Annotated in this window: 24 protein-coding genes, 5 tRNA genes and 1 riboswitch; of the genes, 7 read left to right on the top strand and 22 right to left on the bottom strand. The window is 43.9% G+C overall.

Features of this window, described 5'->3' with window-relative positions:
• Position 1: 1 nt before the first annotated feature.
• Complete coding sequence (gene thiF, locus AABI20_RS05240; protein WP_288847011.1) at positions 2-655, bottom strand: sulfur carrier protein ThiS adenylyltransferase ThiF; 654 nt, start codon at positions 653-655, stop codon at positions 2-4.
• Between the two features lie 5 nt (positions 656-660).
• Positions 661-858 carry a sulfur carrier protein ThiS gene (gene thiS, locus AABI20_RS05235; protein ID WP_338346976.1) on the bottom strand — a complete coding sequence of 66 codons (198 nt, stop codon included), beginning with the start codon at positions 856-858 and terminating at the stop codon, positions 661-663.
• Positions 859-984: 126 nt separating this feature from the next.
• A riboswitch (TPP riboswitch) is annotated at positions 985-1,074 on the bottom strand.
• 255 nt (positions 1,075-1,329) lie between these two features.
• On the opposite strand from thiS, the gene AABI20_RS05230 reads away from it, so the two are divergent.
• The 3 genes from AABI20_RS05230 to AABI20_RS05220 all read left to right on the top strand — a co-directional run bounded on the left by AABI20_RS05230 (position 1,330) and on the right by AABI20_RS05220 (position 3,979).
• Positions 1,330-1,704 carry a DUF1694 domain-containing protein gene (locus AABI20_RS05230; RefSeq protein ID WP_047974708.1) on the top strand — a complete coding sequence of 125 codons (375 nt, stop codon included), beginning with the start codon at positions 1,330-1,332 and terminating at the stop codon, positions 1,702-1,704.
• Between the two features lie 68 nt (positions 1,705-1,772).
• Entirely contained in the window at positions 1,773-3,062 is a 1,290-nt protein-coding gene (locus AABI20_RS05225; RefSeq protein ID WP_338346975.1) for a replication-associated recombination protein A, read from the top strand.
• A 458-nt stretch (positions 3,063-3,520) separates the two neighbouring features.
• Positions 3,521-3,979 (top strand): universal stress protein, encoded by a 459-nt coding sequence (locus AABI20_RS05220; protein WP_047974706.1) that lies wholly within the window; start codon positions 3,521-3,523, stop codon positions 3,977-3,979.
• A gap of 62 nt (positions 3,980-4,041) precedes the next feature.
• On the opposite strand, the gene AABI20_RS05215 is transcribed toward AABI20_RS05220, so the two are convergent.
• From AABI20_RS05215 to AABI20_RS05180, 8 genes are all read right to left on the bottom strand, one after another.
• On the bottom strand, positions 4,042-5,184 hold the full coding sequence (locus tag AABI20_RS05215; protein WP_047974705.1) for a D-alanine--D-alanine ligase family protein: 1,143 nt from the start codon (positions 5,182-5,184) through the stop codon (positions 4,042-4,044).
• A gap of 86 nt (positions 5,185-5,270) precedes the next feature.
• Positions 5,271-6,260 (bottom strand): DUF2785 domain-containing protein, encoded by a 990-nt coding sequence (locus AABI20_RS05210; protein WP_047974704.1) that lies wholly within the window; start codon positions 6,258-6,260, stop codon positions 5,271-5,273.
• Between the two features lie 9 nt (positions 6,261-6,269).
• On the bottom strand, positions 6,270-7,481 hold the full coding sequence (locus AABI20_RS05205; protein ID WP_047974703.1) for an FtsW/RodA/SpoVE family cell cycle protein: 1,212 nt from the start codon (positions 7,479-7,481) through the stop codon (positions 6,270-6,272).
• 82 nt (positions 7,482-7,563) lie between these two features.
• Positions 7,564-7,773, bottom strand: a complete 210-nt coding sequence (locus AABI20_RS05200) for a DUF2969 family protein (RefSeq protein WP_288847007.1) — start codon at positions 7,771-7,773, stop codon at positions 7,564-7,566.
• Positions 7,774-7,782: 9 nt separating this feature from the next.
• A complete protein-coding gene (gene mreB, locus AABI20_RS05195; protein WP_047974701.1) occupies positions 7,783-8,766 on the bottom strand; it encodes a rod shape-determining protein in 984 nt (327 codons plus the stop codon).
• Between the two features lie 106 nt (positions 8,767-8,872).
• A complete protein-coding gene (locus tag AABI20_RS05190) occupies positions 8,873-9,097 on the bottom strand; it encodes a DUF1146 family protein (protein WP_047974700.1) in 225 nt (74 codons plus the stop codon).
• A 114-nt stretch (positions 9,098-9,211) separates the two neighbouring features.
• Positions 9,212-9,766, bottom strand: a complete 555-nt coding sequence (locus AABI20_RS05185) for a ComF family protein (protein WP_288847005.1) — start codon at positions 9,764-9,766, stop codon at positions 9,212-9,214.
• Between the two features lie 152 nt (positions 9,767-9,918).
• Positions 9,919-11,223 (bottom strand): ATP-dependent helicase ComFA, encoded by a 1,305-nt coding sequence (locus AABI20_RS05180; protein WP_338346973.1) that lies wholly within the window; start codon positions 11,221-11,223, stop codon positions 9,919-9,921.
• Positions 11,224-11,266: 43 nt separating this feature from the next.
• Here AABI20_RS05180 and AABI20_RS05175 point away from each other — a divergent pair, with 43 nt between their 5' ends.
• Entirely contained in the window at positions 11,267-11,902 is a 636-nt protein-coding gene (locus AABI20_RS05175) for a YigZ family protein (RefSeq protein WP_047974698.1), read from the top strand.
• An 18-nt stretch (positions 11,903-11,920) separates the two neighbouring features.
• Positions 11,921-11,992 (top strand) — tRNA-Arg (locus AABI20_RS05170).
• A 356-nt stretch (positions 11,993-12,348) separates the two neighbouring features.
• On the opposite strand, the gene AABI20_RS05165 is transcribed toward AABI20_RS05170, so the two are convergent.
• The 6 genes from AABI20_RS05165 to AABI20_RS05145 all read right to left on the bottom strand — a co-directional run bounded on the left by AABI20_RS05165 (position 12,349) and on the right by AABI20_RS05145 (position 16,168).
• A complete protein-coding gene (locus AABI20_RS05165; RefSeq protein WP_288847002.1) occupies positions 12,349-12,579 on the bottom strand; it encodes a type II toxin-antitoxin system HicB family antitoxin in 231 nt (76 codons plus the stop codon).
• 68 nt (positions 12,580-12,647) lie between these two features.
• Entirely contained in the window at positions 12,648-12,812 is a 165-nt protein-coding gene (locus AABI20_RS07595; RefSeq protein WP_288847000.1) for a type II toxin-antitoxin system HicA family toxin, read from the bottom strand.
• 110 nt (positions 12,813-12,922) lie between these two features.
• The gene (locus AABI20_RS05160) at positions 12,923-13,486 is read right to left on the bottom strand and encodes a DNA-3-methyladenine glycosylase I (RefSeq protein WP_338346971.1); all 564 of its coding nucleotides are present in this window, start codon (positions 13,484-13,486) and stop codon (positions 12,923-12,925) included.
• 107 nt (positions 13,487-13,593) lie between these two features.
• Positions 13,594-14,919 carry a phosphopyruvate hydratase gene (gene eno / locus AABI20_RS05155; protein ID WP_047974695.1) on the bottom strand — a complete coding sequence of 442 codons (1,326 nt, stop codon included), beginning with the start codon at positions 14,917-14,919 and terminating at the stop codon, positions 13,594-13,596.
• Between the two features lie 140 nt (positions 14,920-15,059).
• Entirely contained in the window at positions 15,060-15,830 is a 771-nt protein-coding gene (gene tpiA, locus AABI20_RS05150; protein WP_288846996.1) for a triose-phosphate isomerase, read from the bottom strand.
• A complete protein-coding gene (locus AABI20_RS05145) occupies positions 15,827-16,168 on the bottom strand; it encodes a hypothetical protein (protein WP_047974693.1) in 342 nt (113 codons plus the stop codon). The genes tpiA and AABI20_RS05145 overlap by 4 nt, the downstream gene beginning before the upstream one ends.
• Positions 16,169-16,295: 127 nt before the next feature.
• On the opposite strand from AABI20_RS05145, the gene AABI20_RS05140 reads away from it, so the two are divergent.
• Positions 16,296-16,381, top strand: a tRNA-Leu gene (locus tag AABI20_RS05140).
• 367 nt (positions 16,382-16,748) lie between these two features.
• Here the strand turns inward: AABI20_RS05140 and AABI20_RS05135 are convergent.
• The 4 genes from AABI20_RS05135 to AABI20_RS05120 all read right to left on the bottom strand — a co-directional run bounded on the left by AABI20_RS05135 (position 16,749) and on the right by AABI20_RS05120 (position 18,330).
• The gene (locus AABI20_RS05135; RefSeq protein ID WP_047974691.1) at positions 16,749-17,216 is read right to left on the bottom strand and encodes a GNAT family N-acetyltransferase; all 468 of its coding nucleotides are present in this window, start codon (positions 17,214-17,216) and stop codon (positions 16,749-16,751) included.
• A 29-nt stretch (positions 17,217-17,245) separates the two neighbouring features.
• Positions 17,246-18,031: an alpha/beta hydrolase family protein gene (locus AABI20_RS05130; protein WP_053068925.1), complete on the bottom strand. Its 786-nt coding sequence runs from the start codon at positions 18,029-18,031 to the stop codon at positions 17,246-17,248.
• A gap of 149 nt (positions 18,032-18,180) precedes the next feature.
• Positions 18,181-18,253 (bottom strand) — tRNA-Thr (locus AABI20_RS05125).
• Between the two features lie 4 nt (positions 18,254-18,257).
• Positions 18,258-18,330 (bottom strand) — tRNA-Asn (locus AABI20_RS05120).
• A 193-nt stretch (positions 18,331-18,523) separates the two neighbouring features.
• Here AABI20_RS05120 and AABI20_RS05115 point away from each other — a divergent pair.
• A complete protein-coding gene (locus tag AABI20_RS05115) occupies positions 18,524-19,093 on the top strand; it encodes an NADPH-dependent F420 reductase (RefSeq protein WP_047974690.1) in 570 nt (189 codons plus the stop codon).
• 103 nt (positions 19,094-19,196) lie between these two features.
• Here the strand turns inward: AABI20_RS05115 and AABI20_RS05110 are convergent, their stop codons facing one another.
• Positions 19,197-20,453, bottom strand: coding sequence for an MFS transporter (locus AABI20_RS05110; RefSeq protein ID WP_338346969.1), 1,257 nt, complete (start codon positions 20,451-20,453; stop codon positions 19,197-19,199).
• A 610-nt stretch (positions 20,454-21,063) separates the two neighbouring features.
• Positions 21,064-21,136: transfer RNA gene (locus AABI20_RS05105), tRNA-Asn, on the bottom strand.
• Positions 21,137-21,208: the final 72 nt, after the last annotated feature.

Genomic DNA, 21,208 nt, shown 5'->3' with positions numbered 1-21,208 from the left:
TTTACTCCTCTACTGTCTCTTTTTCTAGAATTAAACGTAGGATTTGGTTCGCCTGATGACCCGCACAAATCAGAACACGAGCGGCCATCAAACCTTCTGCTCCCTTGGTTTGGCCATCACCACAAAGGTAAACATGGTTACTTTGCCGGACGGTTTGAATTTGATTAGCGTCGTGAACACCGGCTAAGCCGTTGCCCATCACGATCGGCGTTTCTGGCAAAACCTCTTGCGCCCGCCGTAATAGCATTGCTTTCGCATTTTGATCATCAAAAGCTTCACAGATAATATTGGCACCGGTGAAGAGGTCCAACACATTGTCCTCCGTCACTCGTTCCTGCCAAGTCGTCACCTCAACAAAGGGGTTAAACTCCAGGATGTTTTGTTTCAGGGCCAACACCTTTGGTAAGCCAACCTGGCTTAGCTTAAACTGCTGACGGTTCAAGTTGCTATGTTCAATTTCATCAAAATCAATCAAGGTCAAATGACCAACCCCGGCCCGGGCCAGCGCAATGGCAATATTAGACCCCAATCCCCCTGAACCGGCAATCGTCACATGAGCAGCTGCCAACTTTTCCTGACTGTCAGCTACATTGCGATCCTTCATTTTTAGGTAGACGGATTCCACCGCCTGGCCGTCAATTGCAATCGTTGTCATTTTTCCTAACCCCCACCTACAAAAGCAATAATTGCCACTTTGTCGTTCTCAACCAGCACCGTTTCAGCCAAAGCCGCTTTCGATAAAATTTGACCATTGAGTTCAACAACCACATTGTCCTGATGACGGTTTTGTTCTTCAAGTAAACTCAAAACCGTTCCACCAGCGATGTTGTCAATATGTTCGCCATTAATTGTGACCATCTCTTTTCTCCCTTCTGGGTCTGACCGCCAAAAATCAGTTTTCCCTTGCAGCTGCTATCCCCTTTTGTTAAAAATTGAACAAAAAAGCTGTTTCTACGTCAAAAAACGCAAAAACAGCTTACAAAAAAACTATCATCACTATCTTCCTACGCAGACGTTAATCTAATCAGGTTCAATGGGTATAATCTCAGCCAGTCGGCACCCCAGATAATTCGTATTCAATTTTCGAAATCAATATAACATGGATTTTTTGACATGTCCACTGATGAAACGGGACAAAGTTTCACTGGATTTACTAGACCAATTCTAATAAAATCTTCACCGCTTCTGATTTTTCATTAACAGCATTCAATAGACTAGGTTAATCAACCGACAAATGTTGGATAACACCCAAAAATAGCAGACAAGCCTTTAATCTCCACAGCTTTTTCCGTATAATTGTCTGTAGTAAAGTAATTGGAGGATAACCCAATGGATGATGTTAACAGCCGTTTAGAACAGGGGCAGCAAGGTAATGGTGGTCCCAAGATTAACCCTGATGAACAGCGCCTTTACCTAGGCACTTTTCGTGAACGAGTAGTCGCGGCCGTTAAAGAATCAAAGGCCGACGATAGCCAAGTTCAAGATGAACTCAAGGCACGGATGGCCAACTGGCCAGATACGACCTTACTGATTGACCAGGATGCTTGTGGTGATGCCTACATCAACTACTTGCAAATGGCCGTCAGCACCAATCACCCCTATACCCTTTTATCCGATTTTGAAAGAACAACACAAACTGATAACCCCTACGCGGTCATTCTTGCGGCAAAATCAGCCGTAAACCAGGAATCAATTGACCTGTAACCTGACGAAGCCGGTTTCAACCGGCTTCTTTTTTATCAAGACAAAGCCATACTGATAAAGGAGCCTTCATGCCCGGACAAAAACCACTGGCCTACCGGATGCGGCCAACAAAAATTGAAAAAATCGTTGGCCAAGAAGACCTAGTCGGCGAAAATAAAATCATTTGGCGGATGGTGGAAGCCAAGCGTCTTTCATCAATGATTCTTTATGGCCCACCCGGAACTGGTAAGACTTCGATTGCCTCGGCCATTGCCGGTTCGACAAACTTTGCCTTTCGAGCCCTGAACGCGGCAACCGATTCGCAAAAGGACTTACAGGTCGTTGCTGAAGAAGCAAAAATGTCGGGGACAGTTGTCCTTCTTTTGGATGAAATTCATCGTCTCAACAAGGTCAAGCAAGACTTTCTCCTCCCTCACCTCGAATCGGGCGCGATTATCTTGATTGGGGCAACAACGGAGAACCCATACTTAAACGTCACGCCAGCCATTCGTTCCCGAACCCAAATTTTCCAAGTCCAACCTTTGAGTGACCAAGACATCAAAAAAGCCATCAAACAGGCATTGACAGATAAAGAAAACGGACTTGGCAACTACCAAGTTAATCTAAGCGAAGAAGCCCTCACCCACCTTAGCCAGGCAACTAACGGCGACCTTCGCTCCGCCCTAAATTCCTTGGAATTAGCAGTCCTTTCGACCAAGCCGGATGCAAACGGAATTATCCAGGTGACCTTGGAGGTCGTTGAAGAAACGACTCAGAGGCAGTCACTCGTCGCCGACAAGAATGGCGATGCCCACTATGACATTATTTCGGCCTTGCAAAAATCTATTCGAGGATCAGATGTCGATGCGGCCCTGCACTACGCCGCCCGACTGATTATTGCCGGTGACCTACAAATCCTGGTTCGCCGACTGATTGTGATTGCCTACGAGGATATCGGCCTCGCCAACCCGAATGGCGCTCAACGTGCCGTTACAGCGATTCAAACTGCTGAAAAATTAGGGCTGCCCGAGGCACGGATTCCACTGGCCAATGCCATTATTGAGTTAGCATTATCGCCCAAATCAAATTCAGCCTACACCGCGATGGATGCTGCCATCGCTCAAGCAGGCCGCTCAAAGGCCCAGGCTATCCCAGACCATCTGCGCGATAGTCACTACAAGGGCGCCGAGAAACTCGGCCATGGTAACGACTACATCTACCCTCACGACTTCCCCAATGACTGGGTTGCTCAGCAATACCTCCCAGATGCCATCAAGGATGATGCCTACTTCCAGCCGAAGGGTAACTCGAATTTCGAGCAGCAGTTAAAAGACGTCAACCAAAGTCTCAAAAACCAACAGCGTCGCGGCTTAAAATAAACAATACCAATCTGATTTTTAATGACAATTTTTGTTGGTCATTACTCACAAAAATCAGAATGTCAAGACTAGTATTTTTAGACAAAATCAGTATACTATTAGTGAATACTCTGGTATACGCATTGCTACATTAACAGCTTTTTCCTTACAACCTTTTTATTTTGGACGGGAATCCTCAGGTCATGGCATGCCCTTTCGTTCGGTAGTCAAAGCCCCCGGTGAAACGCCCACCTCGATAATTTCGAGGAAAATCTGAGTAGCGATTAACGGTACCAATAGAGTATCGTGGGCATGACCCACGGCTCGCCTTCGGGCGGGCTTTTTTTGTGGATTCATACTGATATAAAAAGAACTGAGCCAACTTTTAATACCAACTAATTTTCTATTCCATAGAGACCACTTTTTATTTCGTCTTAAAAGACTTATAATGAACCTAGAAAGAAAGAGAGGTCTTTACGATGACACAGTCTTACCAAAAGATTTTGGTTCCAGTGGATGGCTCAAAGGAAGCTGAGGCGGCCTTAAAGCGCGCAATTACCCTGGCAAAAGAAGACGGCAACGTTGAATTAGTGATTGCTAATGTCATTGATACTCGTGCCATTCAAAACATCACATCCTTTGATAACACCATGATTGATACCATCACAGAAGATGCCCGTCAATCATTGGAAACTTACAAGAAGGAGGCTACTGATGCCGGCCTCTCAAACGTTTCATATCGGATTGACTATGGTTCACCAAAGACCATGATTGCAACCGATATTCCAAAAGAAATCAAAGCTGATTTGATTGTGATTGGCGCAACTGGACTCAACACCGTTGAGCGTTTAGTTGTTGGTTCTGTCACTGCTTTCGTCACTCGAATGGCAACAATCGACGTCTTGGTTGTTCGTTGCGAAAAGCTCGCTCAAAAGTAAAAATCAGTAAAAAAACGTCCCTTGCTTTTATGCAAGGGACATTTTTTATTTAATATTATTAATTATTGACCGTTAAAAGTTCCAACCTTCTCTTCACCCAATGATTCGAATGAATAAGAAATTTGTTGTTCCTTTTCGTAAGCTTCAAAACCATATTGTACCATCATGTCGGCCAACTTAGCGTTGTTAATATCGGAATAATCCCAAAGGCGCTTGAACAAAGACATGTTCGTAAATCCTGGCAGCGTATTTGGTTCTCCCAAATAAGGAACATTATTTTCATCAATCAAGAAGTCCATCCGGGCCTCTCCAGCCAAGTTCAAGACCTGGTAAGCCTTCTTTGCCATGGCTTTAATTTCAGCCGTAACATCTTCTGGCAATTTGGCAGGAATCTCAAAGGCAACGGCTGAGTTATCCACAAACTTTGATTTGTAGTCGTACCAGCCCTTACCATCGCCACCCTGGTCCGGAACTTGGTGGGCACCGATTTCGGAAACCAAGATGTCATCGTTACCGATAACACCAACTTCTAATTCACGAGGACCATTAACGGCTGCTTCAACCAGGACTTTGCGATCATATTTGAAGGAGTCAGCTAAGGCAGCCTGATATTCAGCCTCATTTTCTGCCCGTGAAATACCAACAGATGATCCCTGGTTAGCAGCCTTAACAAAGACCGGTGAGCCTAATTCTTTTTCAACGGTTGCCCAAGTTAGTGGCTGGTCATCATTTTGATAAGTAACCAGGTACTTGGTATTGCGTATACCGTTTGCCGTCAAAATTTCCTTAGTAATCACCTTATCAAAGGAAATCGCGTGGCCGCGCAAGGCAGCACCAACGTACGGCTTTTTCAAGAGACGGAAAAGTCCCTGAAGTGTCCCATCTTCACCCAGATTACCGTGAACAACTGGGAAAAAGATATCGATTGGGGGCAAATCCTTCAAGGCAGCAATTGGGGCCAGCGTTTCCGTTGGATTAATGCTTTCCATGTATTCAGCAACCAGGGGTGCCTCGTCGGCTTGGTTCATAATTTCAAATGACCGCTTAGCATCCAAGAAAAAACCGTTTTGGGCAATCGCTACGACCGAAAGGTCATACTTGCCCGTTTCCTTTAGGGCCTGGTAGTAATTATAGGCAGACCGCTTGGAAACATCGTGCTCAGACGAGTTCCCACCAAACAACAACACAACATGTTTTTTGCTCATAACAAAATTCCTTTATTTGCCCACCAAAAAGGCGGACGTCATGGGTTAATATTTTTTCATTCGCCAATTTGGCGAGACGAAGACAATTAAGAAAGGTAATTCTTAGTCTCTTGGACATATGACCAGACCTTTTCAGGCACCTGGTCTTGACCAAAAGCTAAAATTTGCTGGAAGAAATCAACTCGATTATATAATTTCTGCCAGCGTGACCGAGTTTGTGCAAAGGGCTCGTTCACAAGGTCTTGCCGCCACAACTTTAATGACAGCAGTAAATAATCGGCATAAAGGCTATGCTTCCGACTTAAGCGCAAGATGGTACCGACTTGGCGGTTCAGCTCCCCCATCGTTAGCGGTGTATTTAATTGACGGAAATTGGTCATAATACAAGCCAACAAGAACAGCTTGTCAGACCGTGGAACATCCGTCCGGTCAAAAATAGCACCCAGTATATTTGCTAAATGAGTATAAGCATGAATCCATCCATGACCAGGAACGAAACCGCGAGTATCCCGCTCTAGCAGAGTATACAGGCTAACCTGTTCAACGATTGCCATCATCAACTCTGGGCCAATAAAAGGCTCAGCAGCTTGCTGATCAGCCATCAATAAAATCGAAAGAATAGCCAGTGCAAAGGAACGACCATAAGCACCATCATTTTCTTCCTGCAAAATTTGAGTGAGTAAATGCTCGTCGCTAATCATTTCAGCCGTCAACCAGTCTAATTGCTGGTGGCTGAGATGACCGTTTTGGATGGCATTACCAAGAAAGAAGAATGCACCAGTATCACGAATCTTTGCACTCGGTGAAGACAACTGGTCCACGAATGCTCGCAAGTCATCATCAGCCACAAATTGATTTGATTCCTCATGATTGGCTGACCAAACATCCTGGTAAACCTGCATTTGTTCAATGGCAGCCATCGAGTCTCTGGGACGAGGGGTTGGCTCAGCCGGCTCCATATCCGCATTTTCCTTTAAGACAAAGAGTAACTCAGGCAGTGATTCATAAACATCCCCACTGCGTAGCTGTGACAATAAGACCCGTGTTTTTTCATGAATTGCAGCAAGTTCTTCCATAGCACCCTTTTACAAATTAAATTCGTTCGAATCGTTGAACGTTCGGCTTTGCTGCTGATAAGACATCGACATTATCAGCCCGACTCCAATCATATTCGAAACCAGCGACGACCCTCCCTGTGAAATAAAGGGTAGCGGAATTCCTGTCAATGGTAAGAGACCGATGTTCATCCCAATGTTTTCAAAGACGTGGAACAAAACCATCATAATGACTCCTGTCGCAATATAGGCATAAAAGGCGTTTTTCGCCTTAAATGCTGCCTTAATCATGCGATAAATCAAAAAGAAGTACAAAGCGATTAAGAAGGCACCCCCAATGAAACCAAAGGACTCACCCATTACTGAGAAAATCATATCCGATTCACGAACAGGCACAAAGACTTTCATGTTACCAAAACCAGACCCAAAAAGTTGACCAGACCCGATTGCCTTGAGGTTTTGATATGTCTGATAACCGGTATTAGAAGTATCTTGTCCAGGGTGCAACCAGGCATCAATTCGAGCAAATTGGTAAGACTGGAACCCCAAGGCCCCAAGGATGGTTCGACCAATGGTTGAGGCCACCAAGAAAATCATACCAGCGCCTAAGACACCCACGCCCGCAAAAACAGGTCCAAGAATCCGCCAGGTAATACCGGAAACAACGACAATTCCAGCCGTGATAGCCATAAAGACAAGGAGCGTTCCCAAATCGTTTTGTAAGGCGATTAAGAAAGCCAACGGTAAGAAGCATCCCGCAATCTTAGCAATTAACAACCAATCGGAATCAACCCGGTGCGTTGGATACAAACGATTATGAGTGGCAACAATCTTCGCTAACATCACAATGTAAAACGGTTTTACAAATTCCGCTGGTTGAATCGAAACCGGCCCGATAACAATCCACGACTTAGCACCAGCATTCGCATACAAAGCCCGATTGTAAAAAATCAGAACAGCAATCAGCAAGACAAAGGACATGGCATAGAGCAATGGGGCTAATCGCCAGAGCTGGAAGGCATCAAAGTGCATGATGAAGGCAATCAGCACGCCACCAGCAATCCAGTAAACAATCTGCATAATAACAGCTTTAATGGGCGAGGCGTCTTTACCTCCGTTTAAAATAGCAAAGTACAGGGAATACAGACCAATTAACATCAGCAAGATTAAAATTAAAATCATGCCCCAGTCCAACTCTGAAGCAGATGGCCGGTCTGTTTTATGTGATGCGATACGCTGCATGGTGAATCTTCCTTTTGCACAAAATTTTAGGTAGTTCTATGTACAAAAACCCTTTGCCGTGGCAAAGGATTCTTTTAAAAAATTAATGGTAGAGATTGAATGATGCGAGAATTGCCTGCAAGGCTTCATCGGTCGATTGAGCGCTGGCAATGACAACCTGCTTGCCTAAAACACCAGTATAGCCACCCTGATTTTGTTCGATTTTGCCAACCAGTTGATCATCAACCAAAACCTGGATTTCGTCGTCCTTTGTTACTAAAGATACGCCAAAGCTCTGATTTTTCTTGCTCATGACTACTCCTTATTTCTTCGACATCATGTGTTCCAACAATGCCCCAGTTCCCTTGGCTACGTTGTCCAATGGTGATTCTGAAACAAAAACAGGAACCGTCAAACGGTCAGCAATGAACTTGTCCATCCCATCGAGCAAAGCGCCTCCACCAGTCAACATCACACCACGATCGATGATGTCAGCTGCCAATTCAGGCGGCAACTTTGACAAAGCCAAGTGTGCAGCGTCAGCAATTTGAACCAATGTGTCATGCAAGGCTTCTTCAATTTCGTTTGAGTTCACAGTGATGGTTTGTGGCATGCCTTCAAAATTGTCACGACCACGAACAGTCATTGTCTGTGGCGTGTCAGACTTCAAGGCAGAACCGATTTCAATCTTAATGGTTTCTGCTGAGCGCTCTCCAACAATCAAGCCGTGTTCGCGCTTCAAGTAATTGACGATATCGGTGTTCATGCGATCACCGGCAACCCGGATTGATTCGGAAACAACAATGTCACCCAATGACAAGATAGCGATATCAGAAGTTCCACCACCCATATCGATAACCATTGAACCAACCGGCTTAAAGATATCCAAACCAGCGCCAATAGCGGCAACCTTTGGTTCGTAATCCAAGTAAACCTTGGCACCGCCGGCCTTTTCAGCAGCTTGAATAATTGCCTTACGTTCAATTTCACTAATGTTTGTTGGTGCACAGATCATGATGTTTGGCTTTGACATAAAGCCTTTAACATTCAACTTGTTAACAAAGTAAGTTAACATCGCTTCTGTAATATCGAAGTCAGAGATGACTCCATCCTTCAAAGGACGAACGGCCCGGATGTTTCCAGGTGTCCGGCCGACCATCCGATAGGCTTCAGCCCCAACGGCCAAAACACGGTCAGTCTTGTCGTCAACGGCGACAACGGAAGGTTCATTAAGGACCACACCTTCGCCTTCAACGTAAATCAAAACGTTGGCGGTTCCCAAATCAATTCCAATATCTCTTGCCATGGTTATTATTTCTCCAAAATTCATGTTCGGTAGGGTCCAAAAGAAAAGACAGTCCCCTACAATCCTTTAAATTATATCATACTTGACCAGTTTCGGCCGGTATCTCTTAGAAATCTTTTAGGAGAGTGCCGGGCAGTTGTAAGGCCGAATTTAAAAGCGATACCAAGGCTGTCGCCAACAAAAATCCGAGGCTCGTCGCAACAACTACTTTGAGCACGGCTGCCTGCAAAGGATTCTTTGGTAGTAACTTGCCAAAATCAATCGGACGAATCAGGTAAAAGACAAAATAGATGGCGGCAATCGTTGTGGTCAAAGTCAAAAGTGGTGGCATGAAATTTCTCCTTCTATTCGTTTTATTTTATAACAGAGGAGCTAAAGCAGCAATCCAGAATAGGAGTTCTTACAAACACTTTCTCCTACCCCGACCTTCAACGTCAAAAACAAATCAACGGGCTAATGACGCTGACGACACAAAACGAGCACCAATCTGATAAAGGCAGTCCGCCGCATGGTAAAGTGTTCGTCCGGTGGTATAAACGTCATCAACAACCAAAACTCTTTTACCTGCCACCAATCTAGCTTGCTTTGCAGCAATGACAAATGGTTGTGGCGTGTTGAGTCGGCCTGCTCGATCCAAGCTAGATTGGTCAACCTTACTGTGATTAAAGATTTCTAACACGTCTTTGGCAGAACGCAAAAGCCATGGATTAACCTGATTGAAACCCCTTTGTAAAAATCGTTCCTTGCTCACCGGAATAGGGATAACGAAGTCAATCTGCTTGTCTTTTACCGAGCACCGAAGCATTTGACGCATCTCCTTTTGAAACACGGTGGCAAGCCGATAATCGCCCATAAACTTATAGCGGGACATGTACTCCCTTAATGGTTGGTTGTAAACATAGAGTGCTTGGTGGCCAAGCAAGTGGTAACCCTGATTTTGCCAAGTCTGACAATCTAAGCAAATCAGCGGTGAGCTCGCAGTCGGAATTGAATCCGCCAATTGACGGCCGCACCCGCTGCAAAGCGTCCCTCTTAAATGAACAAAACTATTTAAGCACTCCGGGCACAATAACTGCTTGGCCTGACTCTTATTGAAAACCAACTGGCCAATCGTGACTGACGATTGAAAGTCCTCTTGGCAGAGTGTGCAATTCAATTTTCATCTCCTTCCAGGCAATCAGTTGGCACACCGGCCACCTGTTTTGCCCGATTGTTCAAATCAGCAATTTGCTGACGAGCCGCCCATAATTTAAGTGTCGGCTCCTGTACGAGTGCTAAGACAAGGCCATCGGGGTGCTCTTTAGACCGTCCCACCCGTCCTGCAATTTGGACAAGCGCCGCTGTTGAAAAAACGGAATCATCAGCACCCAGAATCACCACTTCCAAGGCAGGTAATGTGACTCCACGTTCTAGAATCGTCGTCGTAACTAAATACCGGTAGGCACCAGACCGCAAATCATGGACTTTTTCGGCACGGTCAGGATCAGAGGCATGGACGGTTGTCCCCTTAAGCGTCTGAAACCTTTGCAGATAATCAAAAACTCGCACTAAATCCTTCACCCGTGGTACGAAAATCAAAAAGGGATTCTGTTGATTGGCCCATAATTGAACAGAGGTTAATAACTTCTTTGGTGGGTGCTTGCGCCAGTTACCAACACGCTTCACCTGAATTTGTGGTAAGAGGCCTTGATGGAAACGTTGCGGCAGATAGGACTGGGCTAATTTCTTCTGTGTGACTAAGCGCTTCAAATCAGCCGTTGGCGTCGCCGTTAGATAAACAACACTCGCGCGAATTTTTTGTGCTCGCAAAACGGCGTAAGACAAAGCAGCATCACCACGAAAAGGAAAAGCATCAACCTCATCAATAATTAATAAATCAAAGGCACGGTAAAAACGGAGCGCTTGATGGGTCGTCGCCAAAACCAACTGGCTATACTGGTATTGGCTACCATGTTGCCCATAGAGAACTTGAATTGGACAATCAAAAGCCGCTTCTAATCGTGGCGCTAGTTCGAGGACCACATCGACCCTCGGCGTCAAAATGGCAACCCGCCCCTTTCCCCGCAGTGCGTAATCAATTAATGGAAAAAGCATTTCTGTTTTACCAGCACCGGTGACCGCCCAGACTAACCGATTTTCTCGCCTATTATAGCTCTCCATCAAATCTTGGCTAACCTGTTCTTGCTGCTTGGTTAACTGACCGTTCCATCTGAGATGACTCTTGGCTTGAAAGAGATTTGGTTCAGGAATCGTCAGTAAACAATCATTGGTCGCAATTCTGCCCATGTTCAGACACTTTAAGCAATAAAAGCCATTATTGGCAAGCCTTGCCCGTTCCTTTTGACCACAACGCTGGCAGACCCCCTGCTTAAAGGCAGGTAATGTTTGACAAGGTAGCGGTGGAGCAATCGCTTTTGGCCAAGTTACTAGGCGACCATAGAGCTTCTCAGCATTCATTTTTCTACCTTCTTTCTGATTTGGTCATGTTATAATACGTGCTATGGAACCTTTTTACTTACTCGCTTTGGATAATTATTCCTGGCAACAAACAATTAAAAAATCAGACTTTATCGTTTACTTCTTTCGCATCGAATCCGAAGAGCAAGCACAAACTTACATCGAGCAGATCTCCAAGGAACACCACAAAGCAAATCACAATGTCTTTGCTTATGTGATTGGCGACAACGATGAAATTAAGCGCTATTCGGACAATGGTGAGCCTTCTGGAACGGCGGGCGTTCCGATGCTCGAAGTCTTGCAGAAACGCCAGGTCCACAATATTCTGGCCATGGTCACCCGCTACTTTGGGGGCATTAAGCTTGGCGCGGGTGGTTTAATCCGGGCCTATGCTGGGACTGTTGCCCAGGGGTTAGACGAGGCCGGTTTGGTCGAACGCCTTTGGAGAGAAAAGATTCAAATTGATATTGATTATCAAAATAATGATCAGCTGACGTATTGGTTGAAACAAGAAGAATACCCAGTCTTTGCAACTAATTTTGACACTGCCGTCCACCACCAAGTAGCAGTTGCCCCGGACCAGGTAAAAGCCTTTGAGGAAGAACTAACCAACCGCTTTGCCGGCCAAGTTTCTTTTGAAAAAATCGGTGAAACATACTTGGAAATTCCCGCAAAGTAGGTTATAATTATCTAGTTCGCGCGGTTAGTGTAATGGATAGCACGTAAGATTCCGGTTCTTGCAATCCGGGTTCGACTCCCGGATCGCGCATGCATACTTGTTGATAGATCAACGTTTAAAGGGTTTATGTAGCGAAGGAACTCAAAAAGCACCTCAAATTCTTAATTGAATTGAGGTGCTTTTTATTGTTCATTTGGCAACTAGAATAAAACAACCAGTCAATTGAATACAAAAAGAGACATTGCTGTCTCCCTACAACACTTAATATTCAAGCTATTTTTAAATCAGCCAATGCCATATCTTTTTTCAAGCGCTTTTGTGAGCATTTCAGAAACGTTATCACCATTCTTTTTAACTAACTCACTTAAATAGCTGGGCACAGTCACGTTCTTTCGAATCGTTTTTGATGATGCTCTCAGATAATCAATCAACGACACCGTTACCATTTAGACAAATCCGTCTTCTGCATCAACTTCGCTAAACTTGGTTGGTTCAGGAACAACGAGCGTCGTTGATAGTGCCAATTCAATCGCCTCTTTAATTTTGACAAGAATTTCCTCAACCGTCGCCCCGATTGTAAAAGCACTGGAAACATCTGGAACGCTTGCCCAAAACATATCATCCTCTTGATGACTGACAACCGAATAGTTCATGACAAACTCAATTTCCTTATCCATGCGATTTATCCTCTTTTAAATTCTGTTATATGCTTGGTTAATATACCTAAATACCTTAATCAAGTGGCCTATTGAAGACCCGCTTGTTTTAAAATCACTCTTTCTAATCCTTTTGGAAGTTCTTTAGAATGTTTTGGCGCTTCAGTATAATGTAGACCATCACTGAGCATTACGTGTGAACCTTTATGGCCGATAACTTTGAAGCCATTCTTTTCTAACTTCTTAATCAACACTTTTGGTTAATAGTCAAGAATCAAATTTCTCCTTTGGCTTGACGACAACTGTATCACACACAATATACACATTAATCAAGCACTTTATGTATACCCCACAGGGTTTGAACTTAACGAAAATCACATTCTAAGTCATGTGCATTTTCGACACCAACAGCCTGCAAGAACGATTCAACAGTCACCGGTCCCACAAACTTAAAGCCAATTTTTTTCAGTTGCTTACTAAAGGTTTCAGAAAGCGTATTTTGGCTGGCTATCTTTTCATCCTGATCAACACCAATATCCAATGTTTGACCATTTGTTGGCTGCCAAACTAGATCAGAAAACGTCTCGCCCTGATGATGAAGCGTTTGGATTTGTTGAGCATTATTAATCGTTGCCTCAATTTTCATCCGATTGCGAATAATCCCAGCATCAGAAAGCAGCCGCTCAACATCCTGTTGGTCAAAATGAGCTACCTGATGAATATCGAAATCAGCGAAAGCTGCCTTAAAATTAGCTCGCTTATTCAAAACTGTTCGCCAGCTCAAACCTGACTGAAAAAGTTCTAGCGTTAACAACTCAAATAGAAGTCGTTCATCATCTCGAACAGGGTGGCCAAATTCATGGTCATGGTAGGTGACCATTGGCGTCCCCTCTTCATAATTTGCAGCCCAACGACAACGTGCAACCATTCATACCCCTCCTTCGACAAAACCACTTTCGTCTTAATTATCTTTTCCATATTATACGAAAGAAAACACAAAAAAACGCCCCGAAAGGCGTTTTTCGTTAAAATTAATTACTTAGCTTGGATAGCTTCGCGTGCGTCAGCTGACAAGTTGTAGAATGCGTGAACACCCTTGTACTTAGCAGTATTAGCAAGCAATTCTTCGATACGGATCAATTGGTTGTACTTTGCGATACGGTCAGTACGTGACATTGAACCAGTCTTGATTTGACCAGCGTTAGTAGCAACAACCAAGTCAGCAATCGTCGTGTCTTCAGTTTCACCTGAACGGTGTGAAACAATCGCTGTGTAACCAGCTTCCTTAGCCATTTCGATGGCATCCATTGTTTCTGACAAAGTACCGATTTGGTTAACCTTGATCAAGATTGAGTTGGCAGCACCCATGCGGATTCCCTTAGCCAAGTATTCAGTGTTTGTAACGAAGAAGTCGTCACCAACCAATTGAACCTTCTTGCCAAGTTCCTTCGTGATTTCAGCCCAGTCATCCCAGTTGTTTTCATCGATAGGATCTTCGATTGAAATGATTGGGTAACGGTCAGCCAAGTCTTCCAAGTACTTGATGAAATCAGGAGTTGAGAATTCTTCCTTTGTTGACCAGCGCAAAACATACTTTGACTTGTCAGCATCCCACAATTCTGATGAGGCAACATCGACAGCAATGGCGATGTCCTTACCAGGCTTGTAACCTGCAGCTTCGATAGCCTTAATCAAGTATTGCAATGGTTCTTCGTTGTTAGCGAAGTCAGGAGCAAATCCACCTTCGTCACCAACTGAAGTAGCCTTGCCGTCAGCGGCCAACAACTTCTTCAATTCGTGGAAAGTTTCTGAACCATAACGGATGGCTTCCTTGATTGAAGGAGCACCAACAGGCATGATCATGAATTCTTGGAAGTCAACCTTGTTATCTGAGTGAGCACCACCGTTGATAACGTTCATCATTGGTGTAGGCAAAACATAAGAGTTCATGCCACCAATGTATGAGAACAAAGGAACACCCAATTCATCAGCAGCAGCACGAGCTGCAGCGATAGAAACGGCCAAGATAGCGTTGGCACCCAACTTACCCTTGTTAGGAGTACCATCCAAGTCAATCATGGCTTGGTCGATGGCGCGTTGGTCAGTTACGTCAAACTTACCAACCAAAGCCTTAGCGATTACATCGTTAACGTTAGCAACGGCCTTAGTAGTACCCTTGCCACCGAAACGGTTCTTGTCACCGTCACGCAATTCGACAGCTTCGTGTTCACCAGTTGATGCACCAGATGGCACGATTCCGCGGCCAAATCCACCAACTTCAGTGATAACTTCAGCTTCGACTGTTGGGTTTCCACGTGAATCAAGAACTTCACGTGCGATGATATCTGAAATCAAAGACATATTTTATGCTCTCCTTTTGTCTGTGGTTAATATTTATAAAACCAACTAAATTATAACACCCTTATCAGGTAAAATGAACAGGAAAAATGGGTTCTTTCTAGCTTAGCCAACGGTTTGGCCGATTTGTCCGAGAACTAATTTTACTTTTTAGCTTGATCAACCAGGGTCAAAAACTGTCTAGGATCTAGCGCAGCCTTACCAACTAGGATACCGTCAATGTCTTGCTGGCATAAGAAGGCGGGTGCATTTTTCGGTGTCACTGAGCCACCATACAGAATGCGAACGTTATTAGCCAAGTCTCGATTATATAAATTAGCTAAGCTTTGTCGAATTAAAGCAGCCGCTTCTTGAGCCTGATCAGCTGAAGCCGCAGACCCGGAACCAATTGCCCAAGTTGGCTCATAAGCAATCGTTACTTGAGCCATTTCGGCCACCATAACCCCATCAAGGGCTGCTTGTAACTGATTTAAAATAACTTTTTCGGGCACCAGGTGTCCGTAGGCCGACAAGTCTTCATCCAAATCGACAATTGGTTTTAAACCATTGCGTAGCGCTGCTAACGTTTTTAAATTAACCGTCTCATCCGTTTCGTTAAAAAACTTTCGCCGTTCAAAATGTCCGATTAAGACGTATTCAACGCCAAGTGCTGCCAAGGCTTTTGGCGACGTTTCACCAGTAAATGCCCCATCATCTTCCCAGTGAGAATTTTCGCCAACAATTACTAGCGGGGTGCCCTTTGCAGCCTGCAACATCTGGCTTAAGTACAGGTCTTGCGCGGCGATGCCAACTTCAACTTCGGTCTCACCTACCAAAGCAGGCAAAACGGTATCCAGGTAGGGGCCAACCTGGTCTGGCATCATGTTGATTTTCCAGTTGGCTACGACAAATGGCCGCCGGTTCTGCGCACTCATTTACCTTCTCCTCGATTAAGCATCAAGAAAAGGAAGGCAGCCTCAATCAATAATAGCCAAGGCAAGTTTGTATTTCGTTCCCCAATCAGCACTAAGAGCGCATAGGAAACAATAAGAACGGCCATGCCGATGCTCATTTTAATTAGCCCTTGGCGGAAAGTTGACCTGTTCAAAGCTTCCCTCAAATGCTCGTTTTCGCTTTGAGCCTCACTAATGTCGAGCTTTAAGGACTCAACTTGGTCCAAAAGCTGATCGTTTTCAGCTTGTAGGAAATCAACCTGCGTTTGGATTTCTTTGTCTTGCTGGTCTTTTTTGTTTGACCAATTAAATAACTTCATAAGTATTCTCCAATCAATGTCTATTTTAACAAAAATTACCATTAAAGCCGAATAAAAAGAAGAAAGAAGAAAAACGCTTGACAAGACCAGCAATTCTAGGTAGAATTTGATAGTTGTATTAATACATGCGGCTGTGGCGGAATTGGCAGACGCGCAGGATTAAGGATCCTGTGTCCGCTTTAGGACGTGCGGGTTCGACTCCCGCCAGCCGCATCATAAAACCTTGTTTTATCAGAATTTATAGCCATTTGCTAATAAATTAGCGGCAACCAATAAAAGCACACAAACAGCCAAGTTTGTGTGCTTTTTCTTTGCAAGATAAGTGAAAGTTTCGCCTTTAAGGCTAGGGAAAAGCCATTCCACCTCAAAGGCTGGAATGGCTTTTAGCAATATCCCCCACTTTAAACCAGCACCCTGATTATTCGTCTCAACAGCGTCTGCTAGATAGAGCCAGTCAGTACTATAGGGCCACCACGTCCTCAACCTTCTTTAAGTGGGCCCCACAATTTTCGCAGCCTGCCCGCAAAAAATCGACAAAAAAAGAACCCCTTTAGGCTTCAAGTAAAAACTAATTTTTTAGCTAGTTGGCTCCCTCTGTGCCTGCCGTTTTCTTCTGATTCTTTGCAACCATCATCTTATGCGGAACGCCAACATCCAAGAAGGTATCACCATAGACCTCAAAGCCGAATCGTTCATAAAGGCCAACTGCATGCTCTTGCGCCTCAATCTCAATTTTATCTTGATCAAAGCGGGTAGCCATTACATCCATCAATTGTTGAATAAGCGCTTTGCCAAATCCTTTACCGCGAGCCTGTCGCACGGTCAACACCCGGCCAAAGGTCACTGTATCCTGGTCTTTTTCAAATACGCGGGCATAGGCTAGCAATTCACCATTTTCCTCATAAAAGACGTGCAGTGCCGTTAAATCCTGCTCATCAACGTCTTGATACTCACTATGCTGATCAACGACAAAAACGGCAATCCGAGCACGGTAGATCGCCCAAATTTCACGATTACTGAGTTCATCAAAAGTCTTAATGTGCCACATAAATCTTCTCCAATTTCATAATTAAAATTTTATTTAGCTAATAAGTTTTCAATAGCCCGTTGAACCCTTTCCCAGGCAAAATTTTTCGAATCAATCAGTTCAAAGTGGCCAACATTAGGCAACTCAATCAAGCCGACCGTGTCGCCTAAAGCCTTAGCCTTTTGATAATATTGTTGGCTTAATTTTACAGGAACCCTATCGTCAACTGTTCCGTGTATCAAGACCGTTGCTACACCCAATGGTAGCAAATTGATTGGTGATGCATCATGATAGCGACCAGGCTCCTCCTCAGGCGTTCCACCAATAAAATCAGGAACAGTATCAGCCATATTGCTTCCTTGTTGGTCCAGCCACATCGCCGCTAAATCAGTGACACCTGCCATGCTCACAACACCAGCAAACTTAATTTGAATCGCTTCACCAAGGGCGTTCGTCAGATGGTCGTAGCGTGACGCAGCCCACAAGGCCAAATGACCTCCTGCTGAATGGCCAATCACAACAACTCTGTCCAAATCAAGTGAATAGTCGACCGCAATTTTTGCTAAATAGTTAATCGCTGCCGTCACATCTAAAAATGTTTCTGGATAACCACCAGCAGATTTTCCAACTCGACGATACTCGATATTCCAAGTGGCTATTCCTGCATCAACTAATTGCTGGTCTAACGGGGTGAATTGACTCAAATCATACTTATCCTTCCAAAATCCACCATGAATCGAAATCACCACTGGCAATTTTTGGTCGAACTTCTTATCTGGCAAATTTAATACAGTAAATTGTTCTTCAACTGTGCCATAGTTGAACGTCTTTTTCACAATGCCCCTCCCTAGAATATTATTAAAATCAATCACGATGAATTGTCGTATTGCTATTCTATTCTTTTTAATAAAAACTGTCTAAAAAGTTTTGGATAAAACAAAAAATGTAACTTAAGAAAGTTACATTTTTGAACAAGTATTAATGATGCCGACGAAAGGATTTGAACCTTCGACCCCAGGTTTACGATACCCGTGCTCTACCAACTGAGCTACATCGGCATAACTCCGACTGCCGGGCTCGAACCGGCGACAACCTGATTAACAGTCAGGTGCTCTACCAACTGAGCTAAGTCGGAATGATTTGTTGTTTAAAACAACTATTATATTATGCCATTTACAGTGGGGGCTGTCAATCATTTTTACATTTTATTTTACTAATTTTTTCAAAAAATCAGACAAAGTTTTGCCTGCCATTCAAGACCGTCCTTTGACACTCACAAATCCCCGCCTTACAATGTAGGCATAATCGGATAGAAAAGGAGACTGCACATGAATGTTACTGTTTTTGGTAAAGGAAATATCGGCTCAGCCGTTGGTGCTCAATTGGAAAAAGCCGGCAATCAAGTCGACTATGTAACAACCGAACATAAGGCGGACACGGTGGCTGACTTAGTCATCTTGGCCGTCCCTTACGCCGCTTTAGCAAGCATTGCTAAAGAATACCAGCAAAAATTTGCCGGAAAAACGATTGTTGAGACAACCAACCCTGTTAATTTTAAAACTTTTGACAGCCTGGATGTCCCATCTGACTCTTCAGCGACTGCCCAGTTACAGGCTGATTTACCAGACAGTCACGTCTTGAAGGCTTTTAATACCGTCTTTGCAGCTAACCTTGTATCCGGTAAAGTCGGCAACAATCCCACTGAAGTTTTGACCGTCGGTGATAACAAGGACAGCAAGGAATTGCTGCAAAAAGCCTTCGAAGGTAGCGACTTGGCCGTGATTGATGCTGGTTCTTTGCGCCGCGCCCGTGAATTAGAATCCATTGGCTTCTTGCAAATGACCTTAGCCGTGACGAAACAAATTGCTTGGACTGGTGGCTTTGCCGTGGTCAAGTAATTGTTCAATACTAAAAACCAGGTAAGCCTATGAATCACGCCCGATGCTTGGCACTGATGGAGTGATTTAACAGATTTTACCTGGTTTTTTACTATATTAATTATTAAAATTGAGTTTTCTTACCCAATGCAGGAATCGACAGCATCACTAAGAAAGAAAAAATATAAATGGCTGAGAAGAACATCATGACCACTGACAGCGATGTCTTATCCATCATCAGACCAATCAAGGCCGAGAAGAAACCACCAAAGAGCTTTCCAACACAGGAAACAACGGAATTAGCTGTCACACGGATATCAGTTCCATATAATCGGGAAACAACAACACCGTAACCACCATACATACCATTTGAGAAAAAGCCAACCATCATCATGATCAATAGTAATGACCAAGCGCTATTAGCCATCGGGATCAAATAAACGGAAGCGGCTGCAACAACCAAGAAGATACCAAAGGCCAAGCGTGGACCAAAGTTATCTAAAATAAAACCAAAGGCGTACATACCCAAAGACATTCCTGCAATGGTCGCAATCATCCACATTGAGGAGGAAGAAATTGAGAGACCCAATTGCTTTTGCATAATCTTAGGTAACCAGTTCATTAACCCGTAGTACCCACCCGTTTGAATCATCATCATCAAAATCAGGCCAATCGTTTGCAGCGCCATCGCCGGCGTCTGAAAAACTGCTAAAAGGGGCACACGACTGTTTTCTTGCTGATTTTCCTGGCGGTGCTCTTTTGCGTGCTCAAATTCCTCACTATCCTTGAGGTGAATCCGAATTAAAAATGCAAAAATTATAGGCAAAAGGCCCACCAAGAATAAGGCGTTCCAACCCCAACGAGGGATGATAAAGGCCGCTGACAAGGCTGCCAAAACTGACCCACCTTGCCCACCAATTTGCACGATAGACATCAACCGACCGATTTTCTTGCCTGCAAAGGCTTCGGCCACCATTGTTACGCCGGCGCTATACTCAGCCCCGGTGCCCGCACCCACAATAAAACGTAGCGCATACAAAACCCAAATATTATGGGCAAAGTACATTCCTGCGGTTGCCAAAGCGACAATGACCAGTGTACTCGTAAAAATACGTGCCCGGCCGAATTTATCAGCCAGCATACCAAAGCACAAACCACCAACAAGCGTTCCTAGAGAAAAGATTGTTGCTATCAACCCACCTGCAAAGTTACTAATACGCAAAGAAGCGATAATTGAAGATAAGGCAAAAGAAATGAACATCACATCCATATTTTCAAGCCCAAAACCAGCTGTTGTCGACCATAGGGTCAACTTCTGATTTTTGGAAAAGTGCTTATGCCGCAAAACCTCCGTCGGTTGCATAGGGGGAAAATCTGCCATATTAAATATACTTCCTTTCAAAACTAGCGCTCACGGACGCTAATTATTTCTCCGGTGCTGCCACTATTGGCAAAACACTATTGTTCAGTATAGCGCTATTGATTTCAGCTAACAAGGACAATTATTATCCCTCTCATTAAAAAATTATCACGAAATTGACGATTAATAAGAAATACAAGGAAAATTCATTAATAGTATCTTTGCTATATTGATAATTTTTAATAAAAAAATAATTTAATGGGTGAAATTATTTTTCATACTCCTTTGCTAATAGGCACTTTTTTAAAAAAAGTTATTGTCTTTATAAAATTTGAAATAGATTTAACTTGTGTCGCTTAAGTAAGAGCAGGCACGACACAGAAAAAACTGAATGTCGTCATTATTTTGCAGGAAGCCTTTCCGACTAGTGGCAGCAACCTACAAAGCTAAGTCATTCGACCCGTTCCCCTTAGCTGTGCCATAATTTCTCCTTCATTGCCTGAGCCCTGTGTCCCAGTCTTTATGTATTATTTTCCAGCATTAAAAAAGACGAACCTTAGACTTCAAAGGATAACCTCGGGATGGTTTCAACCAAAAAAGACCAGACATTTCTGTCTGATCTTTTTTAATACTCCGACTGCCGGGCTCGAACCGGCGACAACCTGATTAACAGTCAGGTGCTCTACCAACTGAGCTAAGTCGGAATAAAGCGCTTGGCTCAACTATATTAGTATACAAAATTGGACCAAGCGTGTCAACTATTTATTTGTTAAAAT

Source organism: Fructobacillus cardui (genome assembly GCF_963580785.1).
GTDB classification, from domain to species: domain Bacteria; phylum Bacillota; class Bacilli; order Lactobacillales; family Lactobacillaceae; genus Fructobacillus; species Fructobacillus cardui.
Note: the sequence above shows the minus strand (reverse complement) of the source record. Positions and strands in the feature narration are given on the sequence as shown.

Excerpts from the sequence above, each read along its gene's own strand:
- AABI20_RS05135 (WP_047974691.1), bottom strand. The coding sequence starts at position 17,216 with ATGTGGCACATTAAGACTTTTGATGAACTCAGTAATCGTGAAATTTGG.
- tpiA (WP_288846996.1), bottom strand. The coding sequence starts at position 15,830 with ATGAGTGCGCAGAACCGGCGGCCATTTGTCGTAGCCAACTGGAAAATC.
- AABI20_RS05160 (WP_338346971.1), bottom strand. The coding sequence starts at position 13,486 with ATGGTTGCACGTTGTCGTTGGGCTGCAAATTATGAAGAGGGGACGCCA.
- AABI20_RS05180 (WP_338346973.1), bottom strand. The coding sequence starts at position 11,223 with ATGAATGCTGAGAAGCTCTATGGTCGCCTAGTAACTTGGCCAAAAGCG.
- AABI20_RS05110 (WP_338346969.1), bottom strand. The coding sequence starts at position 20,453 with ATGGCAGATTTTCCCCCTATGCAACCGACGGAGGTTTTGCGGCATAAG.
- thiS (WP_338346976.1), bottom strand. The coding sequence starts at position 858 with ATGGTCACAATTAATGGCGAACATATTGACAACATCGCTGGTGGAACG.
- AABI20_RS05200 (WP_288847007.1), bottom strand. The coding sequence starts at position 7,773 with ATGAGCAAGAAAAATCAGAGCTTTGGCGTATCTTTAGTAACAAAGGAC.
- thiF (WP_288847011.1), bottom strand. The coding sequence starts at position 655 with ATGACAACGATTGCAATTGACGGCCAGGCGGTGGAATCCGTCTACCTA.
- eno (WP_047974695.1), bottom strand. The coding sequence starts at position 14,919 with ATGTCTTTGATTTCAGATATCATCGCACGTGAAGTTCTTGATTCACGT.
- mreB (WP_047974701.1), bottom strand. The coding sequence starts at position 8,766 with ATGGCAAGAGATATTGGAATTGATTTGGGAACCGCCAACGTTTTGATT.
- AABI20_RS05210 (WP_047974704.1), bottom strand. The coding sequence starts at position 6,260 with ATGGAAGAACTTGCTGCAATTCATGAAAAAACACGGGTCTTATTGTCA.
- AABI20_RS05145 (WP_047974693.1), bottom strand. The coding sequence starts at position 16,168 with ATGAAGTTATTTAATTGGTCAAACAAAAAAGACCAGCAAGACAAAGAA.
- AABI20_RS05230 (WP_047974708.1), top strand. The coding sequence starts at position 1,330 with ATGGATGATGTTAACAGCCGTTTAGAACAGGGGCAGCAAGGTAATGGT.
- AABI20_RS05190 (WP_047974700.1), bottom strand. The coding sequence starts at position 9,097 with ATGCCACCACTTTTGACTTTGACCACAACGATTGCCGCCATCTATTTT.
- AABI20_RS05225 (WP_338346975.1), top strand. The coding sequence starts at position 1,773 with ATGCCCGGACAAAAACCACTGGCCTACCGGATGCGGCCAACAAAAATT.
- AABI20_RS05165 (WP_288847002.1), bottom strand. The coding sequence starts at position 12,579 with ATGGATAAGGAAATTGAGTTTGTCATGAACTATTCGGTTGTCAGTCAT.
- AABI20_RS05115 (WP_047974690.1), top strand. The coding sequence starts at position 18,524 with ATGAATGTTACTGTTTTTGGTAAAGGAAATATCGGCTCAGCCGTTGGT.
- AABI20_RS05175 (WP_047974698.1), top strand. The coding sequence starts at position 11,267 with ATGGAACCTTTTTACTTACTCGCTTTGGATAATTATTCCTGGCAACAA.
- AABI20_RS05205 (WP_047974703.1), bottom strand. The coding sequence starts at position 7,481 with ATGCAGCGTATCGCATCACATAAAACAGACCGGCCATCTGCTTCAGAG.
- AABI20_RS05215 (WP_047974705.1), bottom strand. The coding sequence starts at position 5,184 with ATGAGCAAAAAACATGTTGTGTTGTTGTTTGGTGGGAACTCGTCTGAG.
- AABI20_RS05220 (WP_047974706.1), top strand. The coding sequence starts at position 3,521 with ATGACACAGTCTTACCAAAAGATTTTGGTTCCAGTGGATGGCTCAAAG.